Source organism: Nonomuraea sp. NPDC050310 (assembly GCF_040655795.1).
Lineage (GTDB): Bacteria > Actinomycetota > Actinomycetes > Streptosporangiales > Streptosporangiaceae > Nonomuraea.
This window is the reverse complement of the sequence record NZ_JBFAKP010000023.1, coordinates 1-14,899: the sequence shown is the minus strand read 5'-3', so window position 1 is coordinate 14,899 and position 14,899 is coordinate 1. Positions and strand designations below refer to the sequence as shown.

The 14,899-nt window shown below is 74.4% G+C and carries 14 protein-coding genes; 7 read left to right on the top strand and 7 right to left on the bottom strand.

Going from position 1 to position 14,899, the window contains the following annotated elements:
• Positions 1-3: 3 nt before the first annotated feature.
• The gene (locus AB0I67_RS35580) at positions 4-432 is read right to left on the bottom strand and encodes a nuclear transport factor 2 family protein (RefSeq protein ID WP_357933023.1); all 429 of its coding nucleotides are present in this window, start codon (positions 430-432) and stop codon (positions 4-6) included.
• An 89-nt stretch (positions 433-521) separates the two neighbouring features.
• On the bottom strand, positions 522-1,355 hold the full coding sequence (locus AB0I67_RS35575; protein WP_357933020.1) for an NAD(P)H-binding protein: 834 nt from the start codon (positions 1,353-1,355) through the stop codon (positions 522-524).
• Positions 1,356-1,537: 182 nt separating this feature from the next.
• Here AB0I67_RS35575 and AB0I67_RS35570 point away from each other — a divergent pair, with 182 nt between their 5' ends.
• Positions 1,538-1,903, top strand: coding sequence for a hypothetical protein (locus AB0I67_RS35570; RefSeq protein WP_357933017.1), 366 nt, complete (start codon positions 1,538-1,540; stop codon positions 1,901-1,903).
• Between the two features lie 89 nt (positions 1,904-1,992).
• Positions 1,993-2,406: a hypothetical protein gene (locus AB0I67_RS35565; RefSeq protein WP_357933014.1), complete on the top strand. Its 414-nt coding sequence runs from the start codon at positions 1,993-1,995 to the stop codon at positions 2,404-2,406.
• Between the two features lie 14 nt (positions 2,407-2,420).
• On the opposite strand, the gene AB0I67_RS35560 is transcribed toward AB0I67_RS35565, so the two are convergent.
• The 3 genes from AB0I67_RS35560 to AB0I67_RS35550 are packed head-to-tail and all read right to left on the bottom strand — an operon-like array spanning position 2,421 to position 6,990.
• On the bottom strand, positions 2,421-3,389 hold the full coding sequence (locus AB0I67_RS35560; RefSeq protein WP_357933012.1) for a DUF2804 domain-containing protein: 969 nt from the start codon (positions 3,387-3,389) through the stop codon (positions 2,421-2,423).
• A gap of 26 nt (positions 3,390-3,415) precedes the next feature.
• Complete coding sequence (locus AB0I67_RS35555; protein WP_357933010.1) at positions 3,416-5,392, bottom strand: alpha-galactosidase; 1,977 nt, start codon at positions 5,390-5,392, stop codon at positions 3,416-3,418.
• On the bottom strand, positions 5,389-6,990 hold the full coding sequence (locus tag AB0I67_RS35550) for a glycoside hydrolase family 13 protein (protein ID WP_357933007.1): 1,602 nt from the start codon (positions 6,988-6,990) through the stop codon (positions 5,389-5,391). The genes AB0I67_RS35555 and AB0I67_RS35550 overlap by 4 nt, the downstream gene beginning before the upstream one ends.
• A 74-nt stretch (positions 6,991-7,064) precedes the next feature.
• On the opposite strand from AB0I67_RS35550, the gene AB0I67_RS35545 reads away from it, so the two are divergent.
• Positions 7,065-7,691 carry a TetR/AcrR family transcriptional regulator gene (locus tag AB0I67_RS35545; RefSeq protein ID WP_357933005.1) on the top strand — a complete coding sequence of 209 codons (627 nt, stop codon included), beginning with the start codon at positions 7,065-7,067 and terminating at the stop codon, positions 7,689-7,691.
• A gap of 4 nt (positions 7,692-7,695) precedes the next feature.
• Here AB0I67_RS35545 and AB0I67_RS35540 read toward each other — a convergent pair whose 3' ends face one another.
• Entirely contained in the window at positions 7,696-8,463 is a 768-nt protein-coding gene (locus AB0I67_RS35540) for a PHP domain-containing protein (protein ID WP_357933002.1), read from the bottom strand.
• 77 nt (positions 8,464-8,540) lie between these two features.
• The gene (gene arfB, locus AB0I67_RS35535) at positions 8,541-8,948 is read right to left on the bottom strand and encodes an alternative ribosome rescue aminoacyl-tRNA hydrolase ArfB (RefSeq protein WP_357933000.1); all 408 of its coding nucleotides are present in this window, start codon (positions 8,946-8,948) and stop codon (positions 8,541-8,543) included.
• A 141-nt stretch (positions 8,949-9,089) separates the two neighbouring features.
• On the opposite strand from arfB, the gene AB0I67_RS35530 reads away from it, so the two are divergent.
• From AB0I67_RS35530 to AB0I67_RS35515, 4 genes are read left to right on the top strand one after another with little or no spacing between them, the layout of a single operon-like run.
• Positions 9,090-9,920, top strand: coding sequence for a hypothetical protein (locus AB0I67_RS35530; protein WP_357932997.1), 831 nt, complete (start codon positions 9,090-9,092; stop codon positions 9,918-9,920).
• A complete protein-coding gene (locus AB0I67_RS35525) occupies positions 9,917-10,495 on the top strand; it encodes an HAD family phosphatase (RefSeq protein WP_357932994.1) in 579 nt (192 codons plus the stop codon). The genes AB0I67_RS35530 and AB0I67_RS35525 overlap by 4 nt, the downstream gene beginning before the upstream one ends.
• 15 nt (positions 10,496-10,510) lie before the next feature.
• On the top strand, positions 10,511-12,256 hold the full coding sequence (locus tag AB0I67_RS35520; RefSeq protein WP_357932991.1) for an HSP90 family protein: 1,746 nt from the start codon (positions 10,511-10,513) through the stop codon (positions 12,254-12,256).
• Between the two features lie 2 nt (positions 12,257-12,258).
• Positions 12,259-14,718, top strand: coding sequence for a hypothetical protein (locus AB0I67_RS35515; RefSeq protein WP_357932988.1), 2,460 nt, complete (start codon positions 12,259-12,261; stop codon positions 14,716-14,718).
• The last annotated feature ends 181 nt before the right edge of the window (positions 14,719-14,899 follow it).

Genomic DNA, 14,899 nt, shown 5'->3' with positions numbered 1-14,899 from the left:
GCCTCAGTCCACCGGCGCGAACCAGGCCTGCAGCGTCTCCATGTCGATCGGCAGCGAGATGTGCTCGTGCGTGATCAGCCACGTGCCGTTCACCCGCCGGCAGCCGACGGTCGAGCGGACCCAGATCGAGGACTCGACCCCGTTCGCGCGCTTGCCCGAGTCGAGGTGCAGCATGTGCGCGAAGGCGACGTCGCCGCCGACCGCGACGGTCAGCTCGTGCGTCTCCAGGCCGATCGGGCCGTCGTAGCCGTCGAACCAGCGCAGGAAGTTGCGGCGGACCTCCTCGGTGCCCGCGAACCGCAGCGGGGGAACCGCGTCGTAGTAGACGACCTCGGGGGCATAGTGGGCCATCAGGCGATCGATGTCCTTCACCCGGGCGGCCTCGACCCGGCTCGCCAGCAGCGTCCGCACCGCGGCATCGGTCGAACTCATCACGTTCTCCTTCTCGTCAGCGGCCGCCGGGCAGGTCCCCGGCGGCCTCGATGATCCGACGAGGCGGCCCGGACAAGTGTGAGCCGGGGTCAGCCGCGGAAGGCCGCCGCGTGCTCGGCGGCCCAGGCGGCGAAGGTGAGCGCGGGCCGGCCCAGGAGCCGCTCCACGGTGTCCGTGGTCGGGCCGGGCTGCCGGGCGTGGTCGGCCAGCGAGCCGAGCAGCCGCTCGGGGATCTCCTCGGCCAGGCCCTGGGCGAGCATCGCCTGCCGTACCCGCTCGGGCGGCAGTTCCTCGAAGGGCAGCTCGCGGCCGAGCGCCTGCCCGAGGATCCGGGCCTTGTCCCGCTGGGTGAGCGACTGCGGGCCGGTGAGCAGGTAGGCCTGGCCCGCGTGCCCGGGAGCCAGCAGCGCCCGCACGGCCACCTCGGCGAGGTCGCGCTCGTGGATCGGCGAGGTCGCCGCGCCGCCGTACGCGCCGCGGACCACGCCGGTCGAGCGGACCTGCGGGGCCCAGGCCAGGGCGTTGGCCGCGAAGTCGGCGCAGCGCAGCAGGGTCCAGTCCGCCCCGGAGGCCCGCACCGCCTCCTCGGCGGCCCGGAAGGCGGCGGCGAACTCGGGCCGGCCCGCCGGGTGCACGACGGTCGCCGCCGACAGCAGCACCACCCGCGCCACCCCGTGCTCGGCGGCCAGCGCCAGCAGCTCCGGCAGGTCGCGCCCCACCGCCCGCGGGCTGACCAGGATCCCGCTCACCCCGGCCAGGTCCGCCTTCAGCCCGGCCACCTCGCCCGCCACCGGACGCACCCCCTCCGGGAAGCCGGCCCGTCCCGGGTCGCGGGTGCCGGCGAGCACCTCCTGCCCGGCCTCCAGCAGCAGGTCCACGGCGCTGCGCCCGACGGTCCCGGTCGCTCCGGTCACCAAGATCATGTCGTTCCCCTTCCGGCGGCTGCATCGAACACCACCTGAGAGCGCTCCCGGCCGCCGGACGTGACGGGATCCCCGCGAATGTGGCGCACCTCTCACACGGTCGTTCACCCGCCGGACCCGGACAGTGGGCGGAGCACGACGAGTGCGAGGAGAGACGAGTGCGAGGAGAGAGGAGCACGCCCATGGCCGGAAAGGCCGTCATCAGCCTCACCACCGGGCTGGAAGATCCCGAGAAGGTCACCGTGGCCTTCCTGGTCGCTGTCGGCGCGGCCGAGCAGGGCCGCCCGACGCTGATGTTCCTGACCAAGGAGGCCGCCCGGCTCGCGCTGCCCGGCGTCGCGACCGGCGTGGCCTGCGACGGCTGCCCGCCGCTGGCCGATCTGCTGGCCCGCTACGCCAAGGCGGGCGGCGCCTACCTGGTCTGCCCGCTCTGCTTCGACGCGCGCCGGCTCGACCGCACCACCCTGATCGAGGGGGCCGAGCTGGGCGGGACGGTGCCGATGTGGGAGTGGATCGGCGACGAGGGGGCCACCACCTTCAGCTACTGACCTGCCGCGCAGTCATCTCCAAGCGGGCCGCAAGCGAGCGGGCGTATTCCTGGACGGGTCCCGTTCCCGTCCCATCCTGGAGTCCCCTCATGCGCGCCCGCTCGCTCGGCGTCCTGACCGCCGCCGCCCTGCTCACCCTCGGCCTGTCCGCCCCCGCCGCCTCGGCGGACCCGACCGTGTGGCGCTGGGGCAAGATCCAGTCCACCGACGGCTGGGCCACGGCCTGGGGCAAGGTCTCGGTCGGCCAGTCCGGCTTCGTCGTCACCGGCAACCTCGACGACTCCTACGGCAAGACCTGCTCCTGGCTGCTGCTCAAGTACATGAGCTCGCAGAACGGCCGCTGGCGCACGCACGGCGTCTACAACTGCCAGACCGGCTCGGGCACCTTCCGCAAGAGCGTCGGCGGGGTGCTGCAGATCAAGGCCATGGCCTGCCGCGGCACCTCCAAGCGCCCGGTGAACAAGTGCTCGCGCTGGAAGACCATCTACACCCAGGGCGGCTGACCCCGGAGGCGGGTTCACCAGCGGTTGCGGGCCTCCTCGGCCCAGCCGGTGAGCCCGTCGAGCTCCACCCAGCCCCCATCGGCACGGACCCGCCCGGAGAAGGTGCCGAAACACTGGTGCGTCTCGCTGGCGACGATCCCGAGGTCGGTCCTGGCCACCTTCTCGTGGAAGGGCGTGAAGTCCACCTCCACGCCCTCGCCGTGGATGCGCCACGGCCGCAGCCAGTCCCGCCGCGAGTACTCCCACGTCAGCTCGGCGCCGATCTTGTGCAGCCGGCCGCCGACGAACACCGCGTTCTCCGTCGAGCCGGTGCCGTCGGTCCACTTGCCGCCGAGCTGCACCGCCACGCTGTCCCCGGCGCCGGCCGCCCAGTTCCAGGTGACCGAGTACGGCCAGCGTCCCCGCCCGTGGTCGAGCACCGCGAACCCGTCCAGGGCGTGCTCGACGCCGTCCAGCCGCAACACGCCGTGCACGGGCCGCCCGACGTCCTTGACCGTGTACTGGAAGCGAGTGGCGCTCCACGGCACGACCACCCCGAGCGACTCGTGCCCGGCGGGCAGCGGCACCTCGGCCGACAGCTCGATGCCCGGCGCCTTGGCCCGGATCGCCGTGCCGTTCGCGTCCTGCCGGATGCCGATCGCCAGCCCGCCGCCCCGCACCGCCACCTCGCCCGCGCCGCTGCGGTCGGGGAAGCGCGTGCCCGCGGCCAGCGGCACGACCGCGTCGGCCGAACGCTCCTGCCCGCTCGCCCGGTCGAGCACGTACAGGCCGTGCACGCCGGCGTAGTCGAGGGAGGAGGCGACCAGCCCGACGATGTGCGTGGGCGTGACCAGACCCCAGTACTCCCAGCGCTTGCCCCGCCCCCAGCCGCGCAGGTTCGCCCGGTGCAGCGGCCGGCGCGTCCAGCCCACCGCCTCGGGGTTGAGCCGGCCGCCGGGCAGGCACAGGTCGACGGGCTCGGTGATCTCGCGCTCGTGGGTCATGACGGCCTTCCTGGCTCGGCGGGTGGTCAGCGGAGGCGGCGCAGCCGGGTCAGCGTGCTGGTCGCGTCGAAGGGCAGGGGCTGGGGCAGGCCGTGGCTCAGCAGCACGGCCCCGTGGTGCACGGCGCCGGTGTCCTCGTCCCGGTAGGCCGCGCCCGGCTCCAGGCCGCGCGGCCGTACCGGCGCGGTGGCGGGCAGCAGCGTGCTCGGCCGGCGGATCAGGACCACGACCCGGTCCTCGTGGCTGTACTGCACGGCGTGCTCGCCGAGCCGGTCGAGCCGGCCCCGATGGATCACCGGGCGGATCTCCTTGTAGCGGGCGACCAGGCCGGCCGCCTCCGCCAGCTCCTGCTCGCTCCAGCGCAGCAGGTCGCCGCCCAGGCCGAGCGCGCCGGCCATGGCCACGTGGAAGCGGAAGGCCAGCGGGGTGATCCTGGCCGTCTGCGCGTTCGGGCTGTCGGTCACCCAGGCGCCCATGGTGGCGGCCGGGTACAGGTGGCCGTAGCCGTGCTGGATGGCCAGGCGCTGGGCGGCGTCGGTGTTGTCGGAGGTCCAGATCTGGTCGGTGCGGGCCAGCATGCCCGGGTCGGCCCGGCCGCCGCCGCTGGCGCAGCCCTCGACCAGCAGGCCCGGGTGGGCGGCGCGCAGCCGGTCGAGGACGGCGTACACGTTGCGGATGTAGGGGATCCAGACGTCGTCGCCCGCTTCGGTGACCGGGCGGTTCATGTCCCACTTCAGGAACGCCACGCCGTACCGGCCGACCAGGTGGTCCAGCCGGCCCAGCGCCCACTCGGCCACCTCGTCGCGGGAGAAGTCCAGCAGGAGCTGGTTGCGGACCTGGGTGGCGCGGCGGTGCGGCTGGCCCAGGATCCACTCGGGGCGGGTGCGGGCCAGCTCGCTGTCCGGGTTGACCGACTCGGGCTCCACCCACAGGCCGAAGCCCATGCCGAGCGCCCGCACCGCGTCGGCCAGCGGCTCCAGGCCGTCGGGGAAGCGTCCGGGGTCGGCGTGCCAGTCGCCCAGCCCGGCGCGGTCGCTCGAGCGGCCGGCGAACCAGCCGTCGTCCACCACGAAGACCTCGGCGCCGAGCGCGGCGGCCCGCTCGGCCAGCGCGAGCTGCTGGCCGGGGGAGATGGCGAACCCGGTCGCCTCCCAGGAGTTGTAGACCACCGGCCGCAGCCGGTCGTCGCGCAGGTAGTCGTGCCAGCGGTGGCTCGCGCCGCCGAAGCCGTCGGGGGAGTAGACGCCGGCGAACACCGGCGTCTCGGCCCGCCCGCCCGGCTCCAGCCGCCAGGTCAGGCCGTCGTGGCCGTGGCCGCCGCTCCACGTCAGGCCGCCGCCGTGCTCGCGGCGCACCGTCATCCGCCAGCTTCCGCTCCAGGCCAGCGCGGTGCTCCAGACCTCGCCGTGCGCCTCGGTGGCCTCGCCCGCGTCCAGCATCAGCCACGGGTTGACCTCGTGGCCGCTGTGCCCGCGGCGGCTGGTCAGCACCGTCTCGGCCACCGGCAGCGGGGTACGGCGCAGCCGGAACTCCCCGCCCCACTCGCCGCTCACGTGCGTCAGCCGCCACGCCTCCCGCCCCGGCGGGCTCCACGCGGCCGAGTCGCAGCGCAGCAGCGTGATCGGGGTGTCGCCGTGGTTGACCAGCGTGGTGTGCCGTTCCAGCACCTCGCCGCGCAGCCGGTAGTGCAGGCCGATCTCCAGCGGGTAGTGCCGGTCGGCCAGCCGCAGGACCAGGCGCTCGCCGTCGAGCTCCTCACCCAGGAAGCGCCACTCGGCCCCGCGGACGCCGTCGGCGTACCGGAGCTGCAGGGCCGGCACGCCGAAGCGCTCGCCGCCCTCCACCGGCAGCTCCTCCGCGCCCGGCGGCAGGTCGCGGGCCTGGTCGAGGGTGAGGGGCGGGCCCCAGTGGGCGCAGCGCGGCGTGTCGTCCGCGTCGAGGCGGACGACATAGCCGCTGCTCGCGGTGGTGAGCAGCCACAGCCGCCCGGCCGAGACGATCATCGCAGCCACACGGTGGTGTCGGCGGGCAGGAGCGAGCCGTCGAGCGGGCCGCTGGCCAGCAGGACCGCCTCGTGCGCGGGCAGCTCGGCCGCGCCGGGGCCGAAGTTGGTGACCAGGGTGAAGCCGGGCTCGCGGCGGAAGGCCAGCAGGTCCGGGCCCAGGTCCAGCCACTCCAGGTCGCCGTCGCCCAGCGCCGGGTGGGCGCGGCGCTCGGCCAGCGCGCGCCGGTAGAGGGCGAGCGTGGAGCCGGGATCGGCCTCCTGCGCGGCCACGGTCAGCGGCCCCCAGCCCGGCGGCTGCGGCAACCAGGTGCCGAGCTCGGGGGAGTCGCCGGCCGGGAAGCCGTACGGCGGGGCCTCGCCCGACCACGGGAGCGGGACGCGGCAGCCGTCGCGGCCGATGAAGGCCCGCCCGGTGCGCTCGAACATCGGGTCCTGCCGCCGCTCCGCCGGGATCGCCAGATGCTCGGGCAGGCCCAGCTCGTCGCCCTGGTAGAGGTAGGCCGACCCGGGCAGGGCGAGTTGCAGCAGCGCCGCCGCCCGCGCCCGCCGCGTGCCCAGCGCCACGTCCACCTCGACCTGCCCCAGCAGCACCTCGGCGGTCGGCTGCCGGACCAGGTCCTGGTCGATCCCGAAGCGGGTGACCATGCGCGGCACGTCGTGGTTGCCCAGCACCCACGGGATCGACCCGCCGCTGCGCCGGGCCAGCCGGTGCGAGTCGTCGATCACCGCGCGGAAGGCCGCCGCCTCCCACGGGCACGGCATCAGCCGGAAGTCGAACAACTGCGCCAGGCCGTCGCCGCCGAGGTAGGGCTCGGCGTGCTCCGCCGCGTCGAACCAGATCTCCGCCACCGTCGTCCGGTCGCCCGGGTAGCCGTCGAGGATCTTCCGCCACGACCGGTACAGCTCCAGCAGCTCCGGCTGGTTCTCGTACGGCGTCGCCCCCGCCTCCGGCCGCAACGGGGTCAGCCCCGGCGCGGCCACGTCCGGGAGGCCCTCCTGCTTGAACAGCATGTTCGCCACGTCGATGCGGAAGCCCGCCACCCCGCGATCCAGCCAGAAGCGCAGCGTGCGCTCGAAGAGCGCGACGACGTCCGGGTGCCGCCAGTTCCAGTCCGGCTGGGCGGCGTCGAACAGGTGCAGGTACCACTGCCCGTCGGGAGCCTGGCTCCAGGCCGGGCCGCCGAACTTGGAGATCCAGTTGTTGGGCCGGTCGCGGAAGACGAACCGCTCGCGCTCCGGGCTGCCCGGCGGCGCGGCCAGGGCCTGGCGGAACCACGGGTGCTCGGCCGAGCAGTGATTCGGCACGATGTCGACGATCACCCGGATGCCCAGCGCCCCGGCCTCGGCCACCAGCGCGCCGAAGTCGTCCAGGGTGCCGTAGCGCGGGTCCACGCCGCAGTGATCGGCCACGTCGTAGCCGCCGTCGGCCAGCGGCGAGGGGTAGAACGGGGTGAGCCACACCGCGTCCACGCCCAGCCCGGCCAGGTGGCCCAGCCGCGCCCGCAGGCCGGCGAGCGTGCCCTCCCGGCCGCCGCCCGCGAAGCTGCGCGGGTAGACCTGGTACACGACCGCGCTGCGCCACCACTCACGCGACACCGGAACTCCATTCCTCGGGGAGCACCACGGTAGAACATGACAAGGTGTTATGTTAACGGTGTTATGTTAACCGGGTGGAGATTCCCGGCGTACGGCGGACACCGGTCCAGCAGCGCAGCATCGAACGCGTCGAGCGCATCCTCGACGCCTGCGCCGAACTGCTCGACGAGGTCGGCTTCGACGCCCTGGCCACCGCCGAGGTCGCCCGCCGCGCCGGCGTGCCGGGCGCGACCGTCTACCAGTTCTTCGACGGCAAGGCCGGCATGCTGCGCGCCCTGGCCCTGCGCAACCTCGACCTGCTCCTGGAGCGGCTGCGCCGCCGCGCCGCCGCCGAGCCCGGCCTCACCTGGCCCCGCGCCGCCGAGATCGTCGTCGAGGAGACCGCCGCGATGCGCCGCACCGTGCCCGGCTTCACCGTCGTCGACTTCGCCGACACCCGGCCCGGCGGCGCCTCCTTCCTGCCGCCCGGGCAGGGCGAGGGCGGCGGCGACATCCTGGCCGAGCGGCTGTACGGCTTCGCCGTCGAGGAGGCCGGGCTGCCGCCGTTGCCCGACCCGCTCCGGGTGGTACGGCTGGCCATCGAGGTCACCGGGGTGGCGCTCCGCCTGGCCTTCCAGGGCAGCCGCGAGGGGGACCCGGCGATGCTCGGGCACGCCCGCCTGCTCCTGCGCTCCTTCTTCACCGGCGTCACCGCCCCCTGACCGGTCAGCGGGCCCACAGATCGTGCGGATGCCGCCCCGGCCGGAACCCGTGCGCCTCGACCAGATCGGCCGTCTCGCCGAAGCGCCGCGCCAGCCCCGAGGGCTCGTGGGCGTCGCTGCCGAAGGACACCTCCCGCCCGCCCTCCTCCCGCCACCACCGCACCAGCTCCGGCCGCAACGGCCGGGAGGTGTTGACCTCCATCGCCCGCCCGGCCCGCGCGGTGGCCCGCAGGGCGTGCCGGAACTCCTCCTCGAACGCCCCCGCCTCCACCGGCTCCCCGGGCCAGTACCGCAGGGGGTAGTCGACGTGCGCCAGCACGGCGAAGACGTCGCTCCCGCCCACCAGCCGCGGAATCTCCGCCAGGTACGCCCGGACCACCTCCTGCGGATCCCGGTGACCGTACAGACCGGGCGGTTCGGCGAAGCCGTCCCCGTCCGGCAGGCAGTGCAACGAGCCCAGCACCCGATCGAACCGCCCCGCCGCCAGGACGGGCGCGATGGCGGCGGCATGCCAGTGCGGCTCGCCCAGCTCCAGCCCGCTCAGGATGCGCAGTCCCGGAAACCGCTCACGGCACTCGGCCACCGCCGCCAGATACCCCTCGGCGTCGAACGCCGGCGGGGTCAGCCGCCCGTCGGGACCGCTCAGCCGGAGCAGGTGGTCAGTGCCGTGCAGGGCGCCGAGGTCGACCGTCCAGACGGTGTGGTCGACGTGCTCGGTGAAGGCGAGCGCCGGCAGGCCCAGCTCCACCGCGCGAGCACAGGCGCCGATCATGGACGCCAGGGGGGGCGTCCCACGACCACTCGCTGTGCACGTGGTTGTCGGCGGGGAGCGGGGTCACCTTGCGGTCGTCACGGGGCGCCGCGGAGGCGCTTGAGGTCGGCGCGGTGCTTCTTGGCGGTCAGCCGGCGCTCGACGGAGCCCTTGCTGGGCTTGGTGGCGCGGCGGCGCTTGGGCGGCGGGGCGATCGCCTCGCGCAGCCGCTGGGCCAGGCGCATGGCGGCGGCCTCCCGGTTGCGCAACTGCGAGCGGTGCTCGGAGGCGACGACGGTGAGCACCGGCGTGCCGAGCCGGGCCAGCGCCCGGGCCTTGAGCGGCTCGGGGAAGGCGGTGCTGGCCGCGAGGTCGAAGATGAGCTCGACGCGGGAGTCGGTGGTGTTGACGCCCTGTCCGCCGGGACCCGACGAACGGGAGAAACGCCAGGCGAGCTCGGCGTCGGGGATGACGACCGAGTCGGTGACGTGCAGCGGGCCGGACATGGCGTGGTTCCTCCTCCTGAATGCGAGTGTCACCGTATCCGGGCGACCTATGCCTCGCGCAACGAAATTTCGTGTTAAGCCGGCTGCAATCGGCTGATGCCATGATCACGGGCACACCAGAACAGGGCGAGGGGAGTGGCCGTGGGGGCCATCGTCGGCGTACACGGGATCGGCAAGTACAAGTACTACAAGGCGGCCGGTTGTTCCGCCACCGGCGCGGCCGACGCCATGCGGCTGAAATGGGACCGCTACCTGCACGCCGCCCTGGGCAAGGCCGGCAGCCGCGAGGCCGCCTACATCACCGAGGTCGCCTACTTCGCGCACCTGCTGCGCGACGGCCGCGACGACGGCGACGACGAGACCCCGGTGCCGCCGGAGCGCATGGACGCCGGCACCCAGCGCTTCTTCGTGAGCTGGGCCAAGGAGGCCGGCCTCGGCGAGCAGCTCACCGGGGCGCTGTCGGCCTTCACCGGCTGGCTCCTGCGCCGCCCGGCCGCCGCCGCCTTCGCCCTGCGCTTCGTGCCGGAGGTGGCCACCTACCTGACCGACGAGGCCCGCCGGGCCGACTGCCAGGCCACCGTCGCCGAGGTCATCCGCCGGAACCGGCCCAAGGTCGTGATCGCCCACTCGCTCGGCAGCGTCGTCACCTACGAGACCCTGTGGGCCAACCCCGACCTCGACGTCGACCTGCTGATCACCCTGGGCTCGCCGCTCGGCATGCGCAACGTCGTCTTCGAGCACCTGCTGCCGGCCCCGATCAACGGCCGGGGCGAGCGGCCCAAGGGGGTGCGGCGCTGGGTGAACATCGCCGACCGGCACGACATCGCCGCCATCCCGCCGCAGCTCGCCGGCTGCTTCACCGGCGTCGACCTGGAGCAGCTCGTCAACCTCGACTGGCTCGACTTCCACACGGTGGAGAAGTACCTGGGGTGCGGCGTGCTCAACGACCACCTGCGACCATATCTGGCATGAAGTGGATCGTGTTCGACTACGGCAACGTCATCTCCCTGCACCAGTCGCGAGCCGACAACCACGCCATCGCCGAGCTCGCCGGCGCCGACCCCGAGAGCTTCGAGCAGGCCTACTGGGAGCACCGCCTCGACTTCGACCGGGGTGACCTGACGGCTCCGCAGTACTGGAAGCTGGTGCTGGGCCGCCCGGTGGACGAGGAGGAGAACGCCCGGCTGGTGGAACTCGACGCCGAGAGCTGGTCGAGGCCGAACGAGGGCACCCTGGCGATCATGCGGGAGCTCCAGGACCGGGGCGTCCCGCTCGGGCTGCTGTCGAACGCGCCCGCCGAGCTGGCCGAGGCCTGGGACCGGCTGCCGTGGATCTCCGCGCTGGACCGCCGCTTCTACAGCGCCCACCTGGGCCTGGTGAAGCCGGACCGGGCCATCTACGACCACCTGGCGGACGAGCTCGGGACCAGGGAGATCGTCTTCATCGACGACCGGCTGGAGAACGTCGAGGGCGCGGAGAAGGCCGGCCTGACCGGGGTGCACTTCCTCGGGGCGGCCGAATTACGCGAGAGCTTGTCCCTTATGTGAACTATGGTGACCCGGGTGGAGAATGCGTTCCAAGTCGACCTGCGTGGAGTCGTCGACCTGCTGAGCCGGCACCTGTACTCCAGCCCCCGCGTCTACCTGCGAGAGCTCCTGCAGAACGGAGCCGACGCGATCACCGCCCGGCGCGCGCTCGACCCGGCCGCGCCGGCGCGGGTGCGCATCGAGGTGAGCCCCGGGACGATCGGGGTGCACGACAGCGGCATCGGGCTCACCGAGGACGAGGTGCACACCCTGCTGGCCACCATCGGCCGCTCCTCCAAGCGCGACGAGCTGGGCTTCGCCCGCCACGAGTTCCTCGGCCAGTTCGGGATCGGCCTGCTGTCCGGATTCCTGGTCGCGGACGAGATCCAGGTCGAGACCCGCTCGGCGCGCGGCGGCCAGGCGGTCGGCTGGACCGGACGCGACGACGGCACCTACCGCGTCGAGCCCGCCACCCGCGAGGAGACGGGCACCACGGTCACCCTGCGGGTGCGGCCCGGCGCGGACGAATGGGTCAGCGAGGCCACCGTGACCGACCTGGCCCGGCTGTACGGCTCGCTGCTGCCGATCGAGGTGACGGTCAACGGCCGCCGCACCACGGAGCCCGCCCTGCCCTGGGCCAAGGCCGACGAGTCGCCCGCCGAGCGCCGCCACCGCCTCCTGGAGTACGGCCGGCAGACCTTCGGCTTCACCCCCTTCGACGTGCTCGACCTGGACGTGCCCGGCGCGGGCCTGACCGGCGTCGCCTTCATCCTGCCCGCCGGAGCCGGCCCCGGCGTGCGCGCCGCGCACCGCGTCTACCTCAAGCGCATGCTCCTCACCGAGCGCGCCGAGGGCCTGCTGCCCGAATGGGCCTTCTTCGCCCGCTGCGTCGTGGACGCCGGCGAGCTGCGCCCGACCGCCAGCCGCGAGGCCCTCTACGAGGACGACCTGCTGGAGCATGTGCGCGAGCAGCTCGGCCGGCAGGTGCGCGACTGGCTGGTGCGCCTGGCCGAGACCGACCCCGCCGCGCTGCGCGGCTTCCTGCGCCTGCACGCGCTCGGCGTCAAGGCCCTGGCGCTGCACGACGACGACCTGCTGCGCCTGGTGGACGGCTGGCTGGAGTACGAGACCAGCGACGGGCCGATGACCCTCGCCCAGTTCCGCACCCGGCACCCGCGCGGCCGCTTCACCACCAGCGTCGAGGAGTTCCGCCAGCTCTCGGCGGTCTGCCAGGCCCAGGGCGTGGCCCTGGTCAACGGCGGCTACGTCTACGACGGCGACATCCTGCGCGGCCTGGCCAGGCTCGACGCCCGCATCGAACCGCTCGACCCGGCCGAGCTGACCACGCGCCTGGCCCCGGTGGACCCCGCCGCCGAGCTCGCCGCCCGCCCGTTCCTGGCCGCCGCGGCCCGCGCCCTGGAGCCGCTCGGCTGCGAGGCGGTGCTGCGCGACTACGACCCGGCCTCGCTGCCCGCCCTCTACGTCACCAGCCGCGCCGCCGACCAGGCCGCCGAACTGCGCCAGGCGCGCGAGGAGGCCGACGAGCTGTGGGCCGACGTGCTCGGCGCGCTGGAGCGCACCGCCGAGCGGCCCCGCCTGGTCCTCAACCACCGCAACCCGCTGGTGCGCCGGCTGGCCGGGCTCGACCCCGAGCTCGCCGCCACCGCGGTGGAGGCCCTGTACGGCATGGCGCTGCTGCACGGCCACCACCCCCTGCGCCCGGCCGACACCGCGGCGCTCAACCGTTCGTTCCTCGGCCTCCTCGACTGGGCGGTGAAGTGAGCATGACCTCGGAAGAGCTCCTCTTCGAGGCCTACGGCCTGCCGTACGGCGAGGCCAGGACCATCCTGCTGGAGCGCGCGGTCAAGGAGGCGGAGGCCGAAGGCGACCCCGAGCGGCTCTTCGACGCCCGCCTGGCCCTCACCGGCGCCTACCAGCACGGCGGCGAGCCCGGCAAGTCGTTCGCGGTCTTCTCCCGCAACGTCGCCGCCCTGGACGCCGAGCCCGGCCGCTACGGCCGCGAGGCGGCCGACACGCTCCTGTGGCACTTCAAGTGGATCGCCGGCGACACCCGCAGCTTCCCCGAGGTGCCGCTGCGCCGCGCCCTGGACGTGCTGGACGACATGGAACGCCGCTACGTCCTGGCCGGGCACGGCCCGCACGCGGTGCACGCGCAACGCTCGGCGCTGGCCCGGCACCTGGGCGACCGGGAGCAGGCCGAGCACCACTACCGGCTGTGGTGCACGACGCCCCGCGACGAGCTGTCGGACTGCGTGGGCTGCGACCCCAGCGGCAAGGTCGCCCACCTGGTGTGGCTCGGCCGCGACGAGGAGGCGGTCGAGCTGGCCGCCCCGGTGCTGGCCGGCGAGCTGACCTGCACCGAGCAGCCGCAGGACATCCTGACCGAGCTGCTGCTGCCCTACTTGCGCACCGGACGGCACGCCGAGGCCGCCGCGGCCCACCAGCGCGCCTACCGGATCATCGCCGGCAAGGTGCACAACCTCGCCGAGATCGGGCGGCACCTGGAGTTCTGCGCGCTGTCCGGCAACGAGTCGCGCGGGCTGGAGATCCTGGAGCGCGAGCTGCCGCTGCTGGACCGCGCGCCCTCGCCCAGGGCGGCGCTGGAGTTCACCGGCTGCGCCGCGCTGCTGCTGCGCCGGCTGGCGGAGCTCGGCCACCCCGACCCGCGGGCCGCCGGGCTGGAGGCGCGCGCCCGCGAGCTGGCCGCCCGTTTCGACACCCGCAACGGCACCGGCGAGCAGGGCGCGCTGCTGGAGGCGCGGCTGGCCGCCGAGCCGATCGCCGAGTACGTGCCGCTGGTGCCGCACGCGCGCCGGCCCACGCCGCAGCCGCCCGCGCCGGTCGTGCGCGGCGGGTCGCCGCAAGAGCTCATGGACGCCGCGCACCAGGCCTGGGAGCGCGGCGACGTGGAGGGCGCGCTGGCCGCCTGGGAGCGCTACGACGCCGTGGGCGGGCCGCTGACCGCCCGCCGCCTCGACGGGCTCGGGCTGGCGGCAGCCGTACAGGGCGACCGTGAGGCGGCCGAGCGGCACTGGCGCGCGGCGGCCGAGCAGCACGAGGACCCCGCCGAAGGGCAGGCGTCGCTCGGCCGGGTCGCCCAGCTCACCGGCGACCGCGAGCTGGCCGAGCGGGTGCACGCGTATCTGAGCGAGTACGGCACGCCCCGCCAGCGCGGCGGCTCGCTGCGCCGGATGGCCCGGATGCTGGCCCAGGACGGGTCGGTGCGGGAGGCCGCGGCACTGCTGGAAGGCCAGGACGACGGCGGCGCGCTGCTGCTGCTCGCCCAGGTCCAGGGCGAGTACGCGCCCGCGCAGGCGCTGGAGACCGCCCGCCGGGCCTGCCGGGCGCTCAAGGCCGAGGGGGCGGCGGTGCCGCTCGCCGAGGCGGCCATGCTCCTCGCGTACCTGATCGGCAAGGGGTACGGCGGCGACCTGGACGAGCTGCTGGCGGCCTACGGCGACGCCCTCGCCGTCCGCGGCGAGCCGCGGCTGCGGGCGCTGGCGCACGCGGCCCGGGGCGAGGTGCTGCTCGGGATCGGGCGGGGCGAGGAGGCGGCCGAGGACCTCATCGAGGCCGTCGCGCTCTTCACCGCCGTCGGCGAGCGTGAGCGGGCCGCTTTCACCCGTGCCGACCTGGCCTCGGCCTACCTCGACAGCGGCCGTCCGGCCGAAGCCGCCGTCGCCGCCGAGGAGGCGCTGGCGATGATCGACCCCGAGGAGACCGAGGCGCTCAACCAGGCCCGCTGGGCGCGCTCCCACGCCCTGCACCAGCTTGGGGACGTCGATGTGGCTTTGGAGGGGTTCCAGGAGCTCGTGTCCCTGTACCCGACCGCCCTCCAGTCGGCGCGGGCCGCTGACATGGCGGCGCGCCTCCTCGACCAGGTCGACCGGGACGAGGAGGCGGCGCGGTACTTCGCGCTGGCCGCCGAGCGGTATCGCGAGGACGACCCCGAGACCGCGGGGGTCATGGCGCGGCGGGCGGCGTTGTCGTCCTTCTGGGGCGGGGACCCTGAGCGGGCGCTGGCCATTTCGGTGAACGTCGTGGTCGAGGACCCCTTCGAGCAGGCCGTCGTCCTATATGACCGGGCGCGGTATCTGGCCGCGCTCGGGCGGGAGGGGGAGGCACTGCGGGTTTGCGGGGAGGCTGTGGAACGGTTCGAGGCCTTGGGGGCCGAGGACGCTGTGGCGACCGCTCGTGACCTTCTGCGGCAGTTGGAGTCCTGAGGCTCGCCGACCCCCCTTCTCCACCGCACCGGATCATCCCCCACCGACGCCGGCCCTCGCCGCATTGGTTGGACGGGAGGTTGAGGGGCGCGCCCAGCGAGCCGATGATCACACTGGCCAGCAGCAGGCCCTCGGTGTTGATCTGGTAGCTCATGCCCAGGTAGAACGAGCTCTCGTCGGT